The organism is Neobacillus pocheonensis (assembly GCF_050477905.1).
Lineage (GTDB): Bacteria > Bacillota > Bacilli > Bacillales > Cytobacillaceae > Neobacillus > Neobacillus pocheonensis_A.
Genome location: NZ_JBCNAD010000006.1, coordinates 87,065 through 102,088 on the forward strand (window position 1 = coordinate 87,065; position 15,024 = coordinate 102,088).

The following is a 15,024-nucleotide window of genomic DNA, read 5'->3' on the forward strand; positions in this document are numbered from 1 at the left end:
TTATTTTCCTCCAAGAGCCCTGAGCATTGGTCTAAACTTCAAGCTCGTCTCCATATATTCACTCTCTGCATCCGAATCTGCTACAACCCCGCATCCGGCAAATAAAGAAGCTTCATTTCCTTGGATTAATCCCGAGCGAATCGAAACGGCGAACTCACCATTCCTCCGGTAGTCAACCCAGCCTAAAGGCGCCGCATAAAAACCGCGGTCGAGTTCCTCAACCTCTCTTATTTTTTCAACTGCTTCCCTTTTAGGAAGTCCCCCAAGAGCAGGTGTTGGATGCAGTCTTTCAACTAATAACAATAAGGAAGTGTCTTGATGGCTTTTTCCAATCACAGGAGTATATAGATGCTGAATATCTCTAATTTTCATTAGTTGCGGCTTATCAGGCAAGATTACTTTTTCACAAGATTCTTCTAAGGCTTCCTTTATCATTTCAACAACATAGTGATGTTCAATTAGATTCTTCTGATCATTTAATAATTCTTCCCCTAAGATTCTGTCTTCCTCCTCTGTTTCTCCACGAGAAATCGAACCTGCAAGACAGGTAGAAAAAATTTCGGTTCCATGTTTTTTTACCAGTCTCTCCGGTGAAGCTCCAATAAAACAATCGCCATTGGATTCAAAAGCAAAAATAAAGCTTTCATGCTGTTGTTCGTATAAATTAAGGAGTACCTTCTCAGCCTCTACAACACGGTTAAAAGTGAGTCTTAGTTCACGAGCTAAAACCACCTTTTTTAATGGACCTTCGTTCAACTCCTCCACGATTTGTTCAACCGTCTCTTTCCAATGCTTAGGTGAAATCTCCTCAGTTTCTAAAAGTATCGTTGTATTTGAGCTAAAGCTCTTCACAAGAGATTCGAGAAGATTATTCCTCTCGTCCACCACTTTATTAAGTAAAGAAACATCGTCATGAGGGGTACAAATAATATTTGTGGTTAAATAGGCTTGGCCCTTTATAATACTTAACAAATACTTTGGTAAATGGAACAATGAATTGGCGTATTTAGACCAGAGATCTGTTTTTTCCTTATATGGGTCAAATGAAAATCCACCGAACATCAGGGGTCCTGTTCCTATTTCTGTATATGGATTAAATACTAAACTTTCTCTTAAAAAAATTTCCCACTCATTTTCAACATGAAAAAAGCGGTCAGTAGCCTGATCCGACTGAATTTGTTTTGAAATCCCAAGCCCAATAAGCACTAACTCATCTTTGGGATCCTTCCAGAAAAAACGTTCACCCAGATAGCGATCCTTCCCTATATTAAAAAATGATAAAGGGTCAATCATGTCCATTTCATGAACTTCACTCAATAAAATGGGGCGGCCTAGTTTTTTCGCACGCTCAACAGCCAAAAGGCCCCTTTCCTTTATTTCCGTTTCTTGAATGGTTACCAAACAAATCCCTCCAAAACAGCCAAATTTGGCTGTTATCCATTCCTTTTTAAGCCTTTATAAAGATACTACTCCCATTGTAAATAAGTCAATAATTCTTGTCACTACCTATCCTTTTTCATTCCTTATTATATAATAAAAATTCAACATTAGGTTGCATTCGGCTTTTTCGTTATTTTCCCACTTACATTAAATTATAACCAAGCAGGTATTATCTTCTAGAATTGAAAGGAAAATTTAATTGACACTATTCATCTGATTCCATACACTTATGTGTGGGCAAGAAACTTTAGACTAAAAATCTGTAACTAAAGATAGAAAATATAATATAAAGAGGGAGAGAACAGTATGCAGCCAAATTTACAGCAAGGTTCAAAACCTGTAGTTGAATCTAATCGCGGCTTTCAAGTGTGGTGGCAATTGACACGCCCCCATACGTTAACTGCGGCATTTGTTCCTGTTTTGCTTGGTACCGCTCTTGCACTCAAGTCTGGTAAAATTCATTTCGGCTTATTTTTTGCCATGCTGATTGCAAGTTTATTAATTCAAGCAGCAACCAATATGTTTAACGAGTACTTCGATTTTAAACGCGGCCTTGATAATGAACATTCTGTAGGGATAGGCGGTACCATTGTACGGGATGGAATAAAGCCAAAAACGGTTTTACAGCTCGCCCTAAGCTTATATGGGATTTCTTTATTATTAGGAGTTTACATTTGTATGAATACCAGCTGGATGCTGGCATTAGTTGGCCTCATATGTATGTCAGTTGGTTATCTATATAGCGGTGGACCGCTGCCAATTGCTTACACACCTTTTGGCGAATTATTTTCAGGTTTTTTCATGGGCATGCTGATTATTTTAATTTCATTCTTTATTCAAACAGGATCGGTTAATTCAACTAGCATCCTAATATCCATTCCGATTATGGTTCTCGTAGGTGCTATTAATTTTTCAAATAACATTCGTGATTTGGAAGGCGATAAAGAAAATGGCCGTAAAACCTTAGCCATCCTGTTAGGTAAAAATAAAGCAATCTATTGGCTAGCTGGAATGTTTATCTTTTCTTATGTTTGGGTTGTCGGACTAATCATCAGCGATGTTGCACCAATTTGGACATTCATCGTAATTTTAAGTATCCCAAAAGCAATCAAGGCCATAAAAGGCTTTATCGCAGGTTCGCTGCCAATTCAAATGGCACCTGCTATGAAAGCTACAGCTCAAACCAATACGATTTTTGGCTTTTTACTTGCAATTGGAATTTTTGTCGGACACTTTTTTTCATAATTAAAAGGCTTCTGCAAGCGCAGAAGCCTCAGGCTATCGAAAACTCTCGATAGCCTTTTATTTTACTCATTTACTTTAATTATTCACCACGTTAATTTGTTATAATATTATTAGTTTAGGCTTTGGTACATGTCTGTTGATTGGTAGCGGAGGTCACTCCACTCCTGCGGGATAGAGAGGTCACTGGAGACCCCACAGGCGCCAAGCGCCGAGGAGGTTTCAGAACCTCCCGGCGGAAAGCGAGTGCCCGGAGCGGAAATCAACAGGCCCAATTGCAGGAACAATCTATAAATTTGGTCTTACATTCTGAAAACATAAAAAATTGCCGAGAAAAATACCCTTTCTCGACAATCTGAGGCTTCTGCTTAGCAGAAGCCTATTTTTATAAAGATTTAATTCCCCAGATCCCATTTGCATATTCTTTAATTGTTCGATCACTTGAAAAAAATCCAGCACGAGCGATATTATTTAAACTCATTTTTTGCCAGTGTAACTGGTCTTGATAGGCCTCTCCTATTTTGCGTTGAATTTCTGCATAGGAGGCAAAATCTTTTAAGACGAAATATTGGTCATTTTCCTCAAGCAAAGAATCAAAGATAGGCTCAAACTCATTATGGACATCTGGGAAAAACCCGTTTACGAGCTGATCAACCGCCTGGCGAATTCGATAGTCATGATGATAATATTCTACTGATTGGTAACCTCCATGGTGATAATAATGAAGGACCTCATCAGCCGTAAGACCAAACGTAAATATATTGTTCTGACCAACTAATTCTTGTATTTCAATATTAGCCCCATCCAACGTCCCGACCGTTAGCGCACCGTTGATCATAAATTTCATATTTCCCGTTCCCGATGCTTCTTTACTTGCAGTCGAAATTTGTTCACTCACGTCCGTTGCCGGAAAGATTTTTTCAGCAAGAGAAACACGGTAATTCTCAAGGAAAATGACTTTCATTTTATCACCAATTTTGGGATCATGGTTGACCATATCCGCGACGGAATTAATTAATTTAATAATTTTTTTTGCGTAGTAATAACCAGGTGATGCCTTTGCACCGAATATAAATACTCTTGGAGCAATCGTAAAGCTTGAATCCTCTTTCATTCGGTTATATAGATACATGATGTGCAAGACATTAAGCAACTGACGTTTATACGCGTGCAAGCGTTTAACCTGAACATCAAAAACCGCATTTGAATCAACAGTAACTCCTGTTTTTTCAAAAATAATATCCGCCAGCCTCTGCTTATTTTCATTTTTTATTTTTTGGAGTTGTTCTAAAAAAGAATGGTCATTCTGATATTTAAGCAATTTAGAAAGCTCTTCGGCTGAATATGTCCATGCGGAACCGATCGACTCACTAATCAATGCCGACAATTTCGGATTTGCTTTTAACAGCCAGCGGCGATGGGCAATACCATTCGTTTTGTTATTAAACTTTTCAGGAAACAATTGATAAAATTGATTCATTTCCCGCTTCTTTAATATTTCCGTATGGAGCTTTGCCACACCATTCACACTAAAGCTTCCGACAATCGCCAAATGGGCCATTTTTACGTAATCATCGGCCAATATCGCCAAATTTCTAATTCTTTCCCAATCACCTGGGGTCTGGTCCCAAAGCGCCTGGCAAAATCGCTCATTAATTTCTTCAACAATCATATATATCCTTGGCAAAAGCGGACGAAAAATATGGATTGGCCACTTTTCGAGGGCTTCTGATAACGTCGTATGATTTGTATAAGAAATTGTATTCTTCGTAATATGCCATGCTTTGACCCAGTCAAAGCGTTCTTCATCAATTAATATTCTCATTAACTCTGGAATCGCCAGTACTGGGTGGGTATCGTTAATATGAATACAAACATCTTCATGGAGCCGGTCCAAGCGCCCATGCTGTTTTCGGTAAACTTTTAAGATGGACTGAATACTTGCCGATACTAAAAAATATTGCTGCTTCAGTCTTAATATTTTTCCATCATCATGAGTATCGTCTGGATATAAAAATTCGGAAATCATTTCTGTTTCCCGTTTGTATTTTAAAATATCCTCGTGAAACGGAAATTGCGCAGGCTCGGCGTTCCAAAGTCTTAAGGTGTTAACCGTTTTAGACTTATACCCGATTACAGGCATATCATGAGGAACTGCCGTTACCGTCTCGGAATTCAAATGTTGAAAGACGAGGCGGTCATTTTCCATCCTTGATTCGACCTTGCCCCAAAAAGGAATCTTAACTGCCAAATCGGGTTTACGGATCTCCCAGACATTGCCGCCCCTGAGCCATTGCTCCGGTAGCTCGACTTGATAACCGTCGACAATCTTTTGTTCAAATAGTCCATGCTTATAACGAATACCATGTCCATGCCCTGGAAGATCAAGTGTTGCAAGTGAGTCTAAAAAACAGGCGGCTAATCTACCTAAGCCGCCGTTCCCTAAGCCTGCATCCGCCTCAATTTCTTCCAATTCACTTAAATCTATCCCTAATTCCTGAAGACCTTCCTGCACGATGTCCTCGACACCCATGTTAATTAAATTCTGCCTGAGCAATTTTCCTAATAAATACTCAATAGATAGGTAATAAACCTGTTTTCCCTCAGCAGCATGGTATCGTTCGTTTGTTGTTATCCAATCATTGCTGACAAACTCACGGATCATATTTCCGAGTGTTTGGTATTGGTCTCTCGCCGTACTTTCCGAGAAACTTTTTCCGGATATCATTTCAAGTCTTAATAAAAAGGATTCCTTAAACTCGACCGTATTAGAAAACATGGGTTTCACTCCTAGTCATAAGCTCTGCATAGAGCTGGTTATAACTAAATGCTGATTGGGCCCAACTATAATCCATTTCCATTGCCTGCTTGACAATACTTTCCCATGTTTTTGGATTATGGTAGAAGCTTAAAGCTCTTCTAATCGTATAGAGCATATCGTGGGCATTGAAATTCCGGAAGGAAAAACCATTTCCTTCCTCTGTAGATTCATTCCACGAACAGACCGTATCGTTTAACCCGCCCGTCTCCCGAACAATCGGAATGGCACCATATTTCATTGCAATTAGTTGTCCTAATCCGCATGGTTCAAATAAAGATGGCATAAGGAAAAGGTCTGCTGCAGCATATAGTTTATGTGCGAGCCCTTCATCAAAGCCAGTGTTCACCTTTAATTTTTCAGGATTGACGCGGGCAGCCTGCCTTAAATGTTCCTCGTTATCATAGTCCCCGGTTCCAAGGATAATAACTTGAATGTCCTCTTGAAGAATTTCTCTAAGGACACACTTGATGAGGTCTAGCCCCTTTTGTTTTGTCAGACGAGAAATCATCACCATTAATGGAGTGTTAGCGCTTTGTGTTAAGCCAAATAGTTTCTGAATCTCTCTTTTATTGATCACCTTTTTTTCAGCATCGTTTACTGAATAAGTCTGATAAATCAATGGGTCATTTGTGGGATTATAGAAGTCATCATCAATCCCATTTAAGATTCCCAGAAGATCCTCATTTCGTGTATTTAAAAGGCCTTCAAGTTTTTCACCATATGTTGCCGTTTGAATTTCGCTCTTATAGGTTGGGCTCACTGTTGTTATCTTATCGGCTGCAACGAGTCCCCCCTTCATAAAGTTGACATTACCGAAAAACTCTAAATGTCCTGAATGGAAGGATTGATAGTCCATTCCAAGCAAATCACCTAAAATTTCCTTTGGAAAGACTCCTTGGAACTGAAGGTTATGAATCGTAAATACCGTTCGGATGCGTTCATATCCTATTTTCTTGTTATATTCCGTTCTTAAAAGATAGGGAATCATCGCGGTATGCCAATCATGACAATGAAGCACGTCTGGGAAAAAATTAAGTTCCTCTATGGCTTGCAGGACAGCGCGATTGAAATAGGCAAATCGTTCACCGTCGTCATAATACCCATATAGACCTTCTCTTTTAAAATAGTATTCATTATCGATAAAATAAAAGGTAATCCCCTGATGGGTGAGTTCTTCAATACCGCAATATTGATTTCTCCAGCCTACTGGTACAATAAATTCCTTTACCTTTTTCATTTTAATTTTATAGTCCTCAGAAATGGTTCCGTATTTCGGCAGAATTACCCTTACGTCCGTTCCCAGGCTTTTTAATTCTTTTGGGAGTGAGCCTGCAACATCAGCAAGCCCTCCCGATTTAGCAAATGGTCCGCATTCTGACACGGCAAATAAGACTTTCACGAGTTCATCAACGCTCCTTGCTTCATTCCTTTACGAATAACAAATGGCACCCTGGCAGTTCCAGTTATCTGTGCTCCTGCTTCTACTTTTACATCTTTATCTAAGATAACAGAATCTAAGTAACAATTATCTTCAATTTGACATTTTTGCATAATAATACAGTTTTTAATGACGGTACCTTTCCCGATTTTTACTCCTCGAGAGATAATACTGTTTTCAACCGTTCCATTGATTACGCATCCATTCGCAATCATCGCATTTTTCACTAGTGAACCTTTTACATATTTGGTTGGAGGTTCATCTTTAACTTTCGTTAAAATCGGATTTTCCTTTAAAAATAATTGCTTCCATACGTCTGTCTTTAATAAATTCATGCTGGTAGAGAAATAGTTTTCAATTGAATCAATCATAACGGCATAACCGTTATATTCATAATGGCAAACCGTGTATTGATGATCAAAATCTTGGACGACATCCTTCATACATGTGTACCCTGTTTCGTTTCTCGTTTCAATCAATTCTATTAATAACGATGTTTTAATTAAATACATTTCCATTGAGCCGCCATCTTTATGATGGATTTCAGTAATATCGCAGGAAGACTGTAGATGCCAATCGAGGATTGGTCTAAAGTTCATATTAAAAACCGTATAACAATTGGAGATAATCGCATACTCTTGAGTGCTTCGCTTGAAAAAGTCAAGATTAGCCGCAAAATGCTCAAACGATCCAATTTTATTTCCATCGTTATCGACAATCGGTGATGGGAAAAAGAATAAACCATCACGCTTTCGGTTTAAGTCCCAATTTTTTCCTGACCCTAAGTGATCCATTAATGAGCGGTACTGCATTTTTGGAAAAATAGCAACGCTTCGAATGCCTGAGTTGACCATATTCGAAAGTACAAAATCAATGATGCGGTAGCGTCCAGCAAACGGAAGTGCTGCCAGGGAACGGTGTGTTAATAAATCTTCCAAATCATCATGGTATGTGGTGGCATCAATGACGCCTAATAGCTTTCTTTTCACGACTTTAGTCCCTCCTGTAATCTATTAAAAATTGCAGATAATGCTGACACTCTAGTGGTTATACTGACTGAATAATCCAGCCGTTTATTAATAAGCAGGATACAACCCGCTAAGCATTTCTTGGGTTACAAGAATAATTTCGTCATCGAAGGAGCGGATAACCGTTCCGTCTGGTACTTGCACATCGCACGGCACAATTGCTTTTTCAATTAGGCAGTTATTGCCAATGATGGCATCTGGCATGATGACCGATTCTTTAATAGAGGAACCTTTTCCAACCGTTACACCCTGAAAAAGAACAGATTTGTCGATTTCCCCTTCAATCGTACATCCTTCATTAATAAGTGACTCTTTGACAACCGCATCCGGAGAAATATATTGCGGCGGTTGATTTGGATTAACCGAATAGATTCTCCAGTCGTAATCAAACAAGTCTAAATCACATTCTTCTTTTAATAAATCCATGTTTGCCTCCCAAAGGCTTTGAACCGTACCGACGTCCTTCCAATAGCCTTTAAACGGATATGCATATAGCTTTTTATTTTCTTCTAAAAGAAGTGGAATGACATCCTTACCAAAATCATGACTGGAATCAGGATTCCGTGCATCCATTTCTAAATATTCTTTGAGTGTATTCCAACTAAAAATATAAATGCCCATGGAAGCAAGATTATTTTTTGGGTCGCTTGGTTTTTCCTCAAATTCTACTATTCTCAAATCCTCGTTCGTATTCATAATCCCAAAACGGCTCGCCTCGACCCATGGAACTTCAATTAAGGAAATGGTGACATCTGCCCTTTTTTCAATATGATATTCAAGCATGCTTTCATAGTTCATTTTGTAAATATGGTCCCCTGACAGGATTAAAACGTAATCAGGCTGATATTGCTTGAGATAGTTCAAGTTCTGATAAATAGCACTTGCTGTGCCCGTATACCATTTGACTTCGGAAGATTCCGCATACGGAGGTAAAACGGTTACCCCGCCATCCTTCCGGTCCAAGTCCCAGGCACTACCAATTCCAATATACGAATTTAAAAGAAGCGGCTGATATTGTGTTAAAACTCCAACGGTATCAATGCCAGAATTGGCACAATTGCTCAACGTAAAATCGATAATTCGGTACTTTCCTCCAAACGGTACAGCAGGCTTCGCTAAATCCTTTGTCAGCGAATTAAGTCTGCTTCCTTTTCCCCCTGCCAACAACATTGCTACGCACTTCTTCTTTGCCATTTCCCTTTCTCTCCTTTCGTTTTTTAACCGGTCTTAAGATATGAAAACCAAATGGTGCTATTGTTAAGTTAACGGAGTATGGTTTACCATGGAATGGTTCCTCTATAGCCTTGATGGTCTTTTTATTGATTAAACCTTTCCCTCCGTATTCTTCTTGATCACTATTTAAAATTTCCCGGTACTCACCAGGTTGATTAACCCCTATTTTATAGTCAGGGTAGCCTACACCTGTAAAGTTACAAATGATGACTAATGTATCTTCTTCTTTTTTTCCTTTACGAATAAAGGAAAAAATCGATTGATTACTGTTATTGACATCAATCCATTCAAATCCATCGTGTTGGTGATCTAGTTCATAGAGCGGTTTCGAGCGCTTATAAACCTTAGTCAATACTTTTACATATGAATTTAAATTACGATGCATGTCATATTCCAGTAAGTTCCAATCTTGTTGTTCTTTATCTTTCCATTCTGCAAATTGTCCAAGTTCAAAGCCCATAAATAATAATTTCTTACCTGGGTGTGCAAACATAAAGCCAAGCAATAGCCTTAACTGGGCAAATTTTTCCCAATATTCTCCCGGCATCTTATCTAAAAGCGACTTTTTACCATGAACGACTTCGTCATGTGAAAACGGGAGCATAAAGTTTTCTGAATAAGCATATAAAAGTGAAAAAGTTACCTTGGAGTGCACATGTGCCCGTGAATATGGAGGAGTTTCCATATATTCAAGCATGTCATTCATCCAGCCCATATTCCATTTATAGTCGAAGCCTAGACCCCCATAGCTAACTGGGGTTGTTACATTAGGGAAATCGGTGGAGTCCTCTCCAATCATTAAAAAGTGAGGATGATATTCATGGACTTCCTTATTTAATTTCTGTAAGAAATTGATTCCAAATGGATTTTCACGTTTCTCATTAGTTCCATTCGGCCAATAAATGATATTGGCAACCGCATCCATTCGAAAACCATCGATGTGGAAATTATCTATCCAAAAATGTGCGTTGGAAATGAGGAAGCTTTGCACCTCACCTTTACCAAGGTCAAAGTTGGCTGTTCCCCATATAGCATTTTCTCTATCGCCTTCATAGTGATAGGAATAAATATGTGTACCATCAAATCGATATAATCCATGGGCATCCTTGCAATAATGGCCAGGAACCCAGTCAAGGATGACACCTATTCCATGCTGATGACATTGGTCTACTAAATAGCGGAATTCATCTGGTGTACCATACCTGGATGTAACCGAGAAGTACCCTGTTCCTTGGTAGCCCCACGAGGCATCGAGAGGATGTTCAACAAGGGGTAATATTTCTATGTGGGTAAATCCATGTTCAATTACATAGGGTATAAGCTCTGAAGCTAGTTCTTCATATGTAAGGAAATCACCATTTTGTTTTTTCCTCCAAGACCCTAAATGAACCTCATAAATGACGGCAGGCTCTGATAAAAAGTTTCGGGCCGTTCTCCTGTTCATCCATTGGTTATCCTGCCAATTATAGTTGTCTAAAGGATAAACTATGGATGCGGTTTTGGGCCTTAATTCAGAATAAAAGGCGTATGGATCGGCTTTTAGTAGCCTTTCTCCAAATTGTGTTACTATTTCATATTTATATACGCTACCTTCGAGGTTTTGATTAATGATGATAATCCAAACCCCTTCATCATTTACTTTTTGCAATTCATACCCTTCACCATTCCAGTTATTAAAATCCCCAGTGAGCCTCACCTGAAAGGCATTAGGGGCCCATACGCAAAATCGTGTATATACTTTATCGGAATTCTTAAAGATATGAGCGCCAAAAAGCTGATGACTTTGGAAGAAATTTCCCTCGTGAAAAAGGTGTAGCTGATACTCAGTCGGAAACAATGTATTCACTGTCATGGCTCTCCTCATTCCCATTGAAAATATGTATTTCAAAGTCCAATTATAAGTGCAAATGAATAATATTCCTCGAAAAACTTTTTTATCTTTTCTGACAATAACCGCTATTTGCCGCCACTCATCGACACACTTCGACAGTATTAGACATAAAACAATCTTTTATCTTTCTGAAATCGACAAAAAAATATAAAGTTTTTTTATGAAATAGGTGAAGAATTATTATTTAATTTTAGGTCGTTTGATAATCTCTTGTGCTAGTACAACATTATTATTGTAAGCGTTATCAACGTTTTCTGTTATATTTTAAGTTGTTGGGTTATTATTTTAAAATAACAATCTTTTATTGGATTGCATGATATTATTTCGATATAACTTTTTAAACGTTAACAAATAATTCATACTTTTCTTTATATTCCATGGTTTATTAATTATGATTTATATAGAGTTTTCATAAGGAGAGGAAGTTTGATATGCCGTTTAAAACTAGGACAGAATCAAATGAATTAAAACTGCTGCGAATTTTAAACACACGGATGGATTTATCTGCAGAAGTGAAAAAGCACTACTTGAATCTTGAGAAAGGATATGAAGGGGAAGTAAAGTTTGATTTGTTGACAGAAAAGCTTCAGAGTGAGTGTTTTATTTTAAACGATTTGCTGTTAAAGCTGAATAATTCGAATGTTCAAATTGATACAACGATTATCTTTCAACAAACAGTAAACTTTTTTGAAGTAAAAAATTTTAATGGCGACTTTACCCTTGAAAATGGTATTTTTAAAAAAATTAAAGGAAAAGAATATCAAAATCCCGTAGATCAGGTGAATCGCGGCAAATCCTTTCTTCGGCCATTACTCAAAGACCTTGGATGCAATTTACCCATTGAAGCAAATGCTGTATTTATTAACCCCGAGTTTACCTTGTATCATGCTTCCCCAAACCTGCCATTTATCTTTCCATCACAATTAAATCTTTACATGAAAAAATTAAATATAAGACAGTCAAGTCTTAATCATCAGCATAAGCTGCTTGCTGAAAAACTAGTTTTTTTGCATCAGACAAAATCTCCATTTTCAATTCAGCCAGAATATGAATACAAAAATTTTCATAAAGGTTTTACCTGTGGGACTGCAGAACGTTTAACCTATCTATTTCATCAGATAAAAGGATTATAGTTTGTGGTGATTGCGGGTATGAAGAAAGGATTGAGAGTGCCATTTTACGTTCTGTAGAGGAAATAAAACTATTGTTTCCAGAAATAAAAATCACTACCAATATTGTTTATTATTGGTGTGGCAGCGTGGGAACTAAAAAGAGGATCAGCAGGGTTCTTTTAAGAAACTATGATGTAAAAAGATTGGGTCGATGGTCATGGTACGAATGAAATATTTTTCCGAGACAAAGATTCAATAGCCTTTATTGTGGACTCAGTACCTCTTTTGGTTTCACCGTGTCCTCTATAGCCTTCATCGTGGACTCGGTGTCTCTCTTTTGATTTCACCGTGTCCTCTATAGCCTTCATCGCGGACTCGGTGTCTCTCTTTTGGTTTCACCGTGTACTCAATTACCTTAATTACTGATTCAATATTTTTTCATAACAGGTCCTGTCTTTAAATAAACACTAAATAATTGAACTCTATATTTACTCTCATAATATTATTAATTAATTGAAGTATTTTAAGTCTTTAAGCACAAAAAAACTGATGACTTTATATCATCAGTTTTTTTGTATGACCCCTACGGGATTCGAACCCGTGTTACCGCCGTGAAAGGGCGGTGTCTTAACCGCTTGACCAAGGGGCCAAAAAAAATAAATGGCAGAGAAGAAGGGATTCGAACCCTCGCGCCGGTTACCCGACCTACTCCCTTAGCAGGGGAGCCCCTTGAGCCACTTGGGTACTTCTCTATATGGCTCCGCAGGTAGGACTCGAACCTACGACCGATCGGTTAACAGCCGATAGCTCTACCACTGAGCTACTGCGGAATATTGGTAAGTTATTTTGCTTTTGCAAAAAACTATGGTGGGCCTAAATGGACTCGAACCATCGACCTCACGCTTATCAGGCGTGCGCTCTAACCAGCTGAGCTATAGGCCCATTAATAATGGAGCGGGTGATGAGAATCGAACTCACAACATCAGCTTGGAAGGCTGAGGTTTTACCACTAAACTACACCCGCATATTACATGGGGCGACTGAAGGGAATCGAACCCTCGAATGTCGGAACCACAATCCGATGCGTTAACCACTTCGCCACAATCGCCATAATAAAAGTTATTTGAAATTAAAATAAATGGTGGCTCAGGACGGAATCGAACCGCCGACACAAGGATTTTCAGTCCTTTGCTCTACCGACTGAGCTACTGAGCCATTTCCATTTAAATGGCGGTCTGGACGGGACTCGAACCCGCGACCTCCTGCGTGACAGGCAGGCATTCTAACCAACTGAACTACCAGACCAAATTGCGGAGGCAGGATTTGAACCTGCGACCTTCGGGTTATGAGCCCGACGAGCTACCAGACTGCTCCACCCCGCGACGGTAAAAATTAATTATTTGCTTCAAAAGATAATATGGCGGAGGAAGAGGGATTCGAACCCCCGCGCGGTTTAACCCGCCTGTCGGTTTTCAAGACCGATCCCTTCAGCCGGACTTGGGTATTCCTCCATATTATATAAAGCTACTGGTGGACCTTGTAGGACTCGAACCTACGACCGGACGGTTATGAGCCGTCTGCTCTAACCAGCTGAGCTAAAGGTCCAAGTTAAAGTTCTAATGAAATTACATTTGGTAGCGGCGGAGGGGATCGAACCCCCGACCTTACGGGTATGAACCGTACGCTCTAGCCAGCTGAGCTACACCGCCATAAGTTAAATTAAGATTAAATTGGTGGAGCCTAGCGGGATCGAACCGCTGACCTCCTGCGTGCAAAGCAGGCGCTCTCCCAGCTGAGCTAAGGCCCCGAATTGATGTGAAGTACATGGTCGGGAAGACAGGATTCGAACCTGCGACCCCTTGGTCCCAAACCAAGTGCTCTACCAAGCTGAGCTACTTCCCGTAATATTAATGGCGCGCCCGAAAGGAGTCGAACCCATAACCTTCTGATCCGTAGTCAGACGCTCTATCCAATTGAGCTACGGGCGCTTTATTAAAACAAGTGGTGCCGAGGACCGGAATCGAACCGGTACGGTAGTCACCTACCGCAGGATTTTAAGTCCTGTGCGTCTGCCAGTTCCGCCACCCCGGCAATCATGGAGCGGAAGACGGGATTCGAACCCGCGACCCCCACCTTGGCAAGGTGGTGTTCTACCACTGAACTACTTCCGCATATTTAAATTAAATGGTGCGGGTGAAGGGAGTCGAACCCCCACGCCTTGCGGCGCCAGATCCTAAGTCTGGTGCGTCTGCCAATTCCGCCACACCCGCATATTCAATTAATGGTGAGCCATGAAGGACTCGAACCTTCGACCCTCTGATTAAAAGTCAGATGCTCTACCGACTGAGCTAATGGCTCATCGTAAGATGATTATAAAAAGTGGTGCCGGCTAGAGGACTTGAACCCCCAACCTACTGATTACAAGTCAGTTGCTCTACCAATTGAGCTAAACCGGCAAATAATGAAAATTATTTTCGCTATCACGAAAAAATTATGGTGGAGGATGACGGGATCGAACCGCCGACCCTCTGCTTGTAAGGCAGATGCTCTCCCAGCTGAGCTAATCCTCCAAATAACAGCCTGGCAACGTCCTACTCTCACAGGGGCGCATGCCCCAACTACCATCGGCGCTGAGAAGCTTAACTTCCGTGTTCGGTATGGGAACGGGTGTGACCTTCTCGCCATTATTACCAGACTATTTATACGACACTATTTTATTATAATGTCTTTTTAATATTTTTCAAGAGGTAATTTAGAAAAATTTCATTCCCTCAAAACTAGATAATGCAGAAGAAGTTTGTAAAAACGAGTTCGCTTTT

Annotated in this window: 8 protein-coding genes, 21 tRNA genes and 1 rRNA gene; 2 read left to right on the forward strand and 28 right to left on the reverse strand. The window is 39.7% G+C overall.

Annotated elements, in window-relative coordinates; all coding sequences use genetic code 11:
* Positions 1-1,401 (reverse strand): isochorismate synthase, encoded by a 1,401-nt coding sequence (locus ABES02_RS02665; protein WP_430130413.1) that lies wholly within the window; start codon positions 1,399-1,401, stop codon positions 1-3.
* A gap of 345 nt (positions 1,402-1,746) precedes the next feature.
* On the opposite strand from ABES02_RS02665, the gene ABES02_RS02670 reads away from it, so the two are divergent.
* Positions 1,747-2,685, forward strand: coding sequence for a 1,4-dihydroxy-2-naphthoate polyprenyltransferase (locus ABES02_RS02670; protein WP_430130416.1), 939 nt, complete (start codon positions 1,747-1,749; stop codon positions 2,683-2,685).
* Positions 2,686-3,067: 382 nt separating this feature from the next.
* Here ABES02_RS02670 and ABES02_RS02675 read toward each other — a convergent pair whose 3' ends face one another.
* The 5 genes from ABES02_RS02675 to glgB all read right to left on the reverse strand — a co-directional run bounded on the left by ABES02_RS02675 (position 3,068) and on the right by glgB (position 11,054).
* Positions 3,068-5,461, reverse strand: a complete 2,394-nt coding sequence (locus ABES02_RS02675) for a glycogen/starch/alpha-glucan phosphorylase (protein ID WP_430130419.1) — start codon at positions 5,459-5,461, stop codon at positions 3,068-3,070.
* Positions 5,451-6,902 (reverse strand): glycogen synthase GlgA, encoded by a 1,452-nt coding sequence (glgA, locus tag ABES02_RS02680; protein WP_430130422.1) that lies wholly within the window; start codon positions 6,900-6,902, stop codon positions 5,451-5,453. Before glgA ends, ABES02_RS02675 begins: the two co-directional genes overlap by 11 nt.
* The gene (locus ABES02_RS02685) at positions 6,899-7,930 is read right to left on the reverse strand and encodes a sugar phosphate nucleotidyltransferase (RefSeq protein ID WP_430130425.1); all 1,032 of its coding nucleotides are present in this window, start codon (positions 7,928-7,930) and stop codon (positions 6,899-6,901) included. Before ABES02_RS02685 ends, glgA begins: the two co-directional genes overlap by 4 nt.
* An 87-nt stretch (positions 7,931-8,017) precedes the next feature.
* Positions 8,018-9,163 (reverse strand): glucose-1-phosphate adenylyltransferase, encoded by a 1,146-nt coding sequence (locus tag ABES02_RS02690; protein WP_430130428.1) that lies wholly within the window; start codon positions 9,161-9,163, stop codon positions 8,018-8,020.
* The gene (gene glgB / locus ABES02_RS02695) at positions 9,105-11,054 is read right to left on the reverse strand and encodes a 1,4-alpha-glucan branching protein GlgB (protein WP_430130431.1); all 1,950 of its coding nucleotides are present in this window, start codon (positions 11,052-11,054) and stop codon (positions 9,105-9,107) included. The genes ABES02_RS02690 and glgB overlap by 59 nt, the downstream gene beginning before the upstream one ends.
* 470 nt (positions 11,055-11,524) lie before the next feature.
* On the opposite strand from glgB, the gene ABES02_RS02700 reads away from it, so the two are divergent.
* The gene (locus ABES02_RS02700) at positions 11,525-12,226 is read left to right on the forward strand and encodes a nuclease-related domain-containing protein (RefSeq protein ID WP_430130434.1); all 702 of its coding nucleotides are present in this window, start codon (positions 11,525-11,527) and stop codon (positions 12,224-12,226) included.
* A gap of 556 nt (positions 12,227-12,782) precedes the next feature.
* On the opposite strand, the gene ABES02_RS02705 is transcribed toward ABES02_RS02700, so the two are convergent.
* From ABES02_RS02705 to rrf, 22 genes are all read right to left on the reverse strand, one after another.
* Positions 12,783-12,854: transfer RNA gene (locus tag ABES02_RS02705), tRNA-Glu, on the reverse strand.
* Positions 12,855-12,866: 12 nt separating this feature from the next.
* Positions 12,867-12,957 (reverse strand) — tRNA-Ser (locus ABES02_RS02710).
* 3 nt (positions 12,958-12,960) lie between these two features.
* Positions 12,961-13,035: transfer RNA gene (locus ABES02_RS02715), tRNA-Asn, on the reverse strand.
* Between the two features lie 35 nt (positions 13,036-13,070).
* Positions 13,071-13,147 (reverse strand) — tRNA-Ile (locus tag ABES02_RS02720).
* Between the two features lie 8 nt (positions 13,148-13,155).
* Positions 13,156-13,229 (reverse strand) — tRNA-Gly (locus ABES02_RS02725).
* An 8-nt stretch (positions 13,230-13,237) separates the two neighbouring features.
* Positions 13,238-13,313: transfer RNA gene (locus tag ABES02_RS02730), tRNA-His, on the reverse strand.
* 31 nt (positions 13,314-13,344) lie between these two features.
* A tRNA-Phe gene (locus ABES02_RS02735) sits at positions 13,345-13,420 on the reverse strand.
* 13 nt (positions 13,421-13,433) lie between these two features.
* Positions 13,434-13,510 (reverse strand) — tRNA-Asp (locus ABES02_RS02740).
* 3 nt (positions 13,511-13,513) lie between these two features.
* Positions 13,514-13,587 (reverse strand) — tRNA-Met (locus tag ABES02_RS02745).
* A 36-nt stretch (positions 13,588-13,623) separates the two neighbouring features.
* Positions 13,624-13,716 (reverse strand) — tRNA-Ser (locus tag ABES02_RS02750).
* Between the two features lie 17 nt (positions 13,717-13,733).
* A tRNA-Ile gene (locus tag ABES02_RS02755) sits at positions 13,734-13,810 on the reverse strand.
* Between the two features lie 27 nt (positions 13,811-13,837).
* Positions 13,838-13,914, reverse strand: a tRNA-Met gene (locus ABES02_RS02760).
* Positions 13,915-13,936: 22 nt separating this feature from the next.
* A tRNA-Ala gene (locus ABES02_RS02765) sits at positions 13,937-14,012 on the reverse strand.
* Between the two features lie 18 nt (positions 14,013-14,030).
* Positions 14,031-14,107, reverse strand: a tRNA-Pro gene (locus tag ABES02_RS02770).
* Between the two features lie 9 nt (positions 14,108-14,116).
* Positions 14,117-14,193: transfer RNA gene (locus ABES02_RS02775), tRNA-Arg, on the reverse strand.
* Positions 14,194-14,207: 14 nt separating this feature from the next.
* Positions 14,208-14,296 (reverse strand) — tRNA-Leu (locus ABES02_RS02780).
* A 5-nt stretch (positions 14,297-14,301) separates the two neighbouring features.
* Positions 14,302-14,376, reverse strand: a tRNA-Gly gene (locus tag ABES02_RS02785).
* A 14-nt stretch (positions 14,377-14,390) separates the two neighbouring features.
* Positions 14,391-14,475, reverse strand: a tRNA-Leu gene (locus tag ABES02_RS02790).
* A gap of 12 nt (positions 14,476-14,487) precedes the next feature.
* Positions 14,488-14,563 (reverse strand) — tRNA-Lys (locus ABES02_RS02795).
* A gap of 22 nt (positions 14,564-14,585) precedes the next feature.
* Positions 14,586-14,661: transfer RNA gene (locus ABES02_RS02800), tRNA-Thr, on the reverse strand.
* Positions 14,662-14,699: 38 nt separating this feature from the next.
* Positions 14,700-14,775: transfer RNA gene (locus tag ABES02_RS02805), tRNA-Val, on the reverse strand.
* An 8-nt stretch (positions 14,776-14,783) separates the two neighbouring features.
* A 5S ribosomal RNA gene (rrf, locus tag ABES02_RS02810) occupies positions 14,784-14,900 on the reverse strand.
* Positions 14,901-15,024: the final 124 nt, after the last annotated feature.

Excerpts from the sequence above, each read along its gene's own strand:
- ABES02_RS02690 (WP_430130428.1), bottom strand. The coding sequence starts at position 9,163 with ATGGCAAAGAAGAAGTGCGTAGCAATGTTGTTGGCAGGGGGAAAAGGA.
- ABES02_RS02700 (WP_430130434.1), top strand. The coding sequence starts at position 11,525 with ATGCCGTTTAAAACTAGGACAGAATCAAATGAATTAAAACTGCTGCGA.
- ABES02_RS02675 (WP_430130419.1), bottom strand. The coding sequence starts at position 5,461 with ATGTTTTCTAATACGGTCGAGTTTAAGGAATCCTTTTTATTAAGACTT.
- ABES02_RS02670 (WP_430130416.1), top strand. The coding sequence starts at position 1,747 with ATGCAGCCAAATTTACAGCAAGGTTCAAAACCTGTAGTTGAATCTAAT.
- glgB (WP_430130431.1), bottom strand. The coding sequence starts at position 11,054 with ATGACAGTGAATACATTGTTTCCGACTGAGTATCAGCTACACCTTTTT.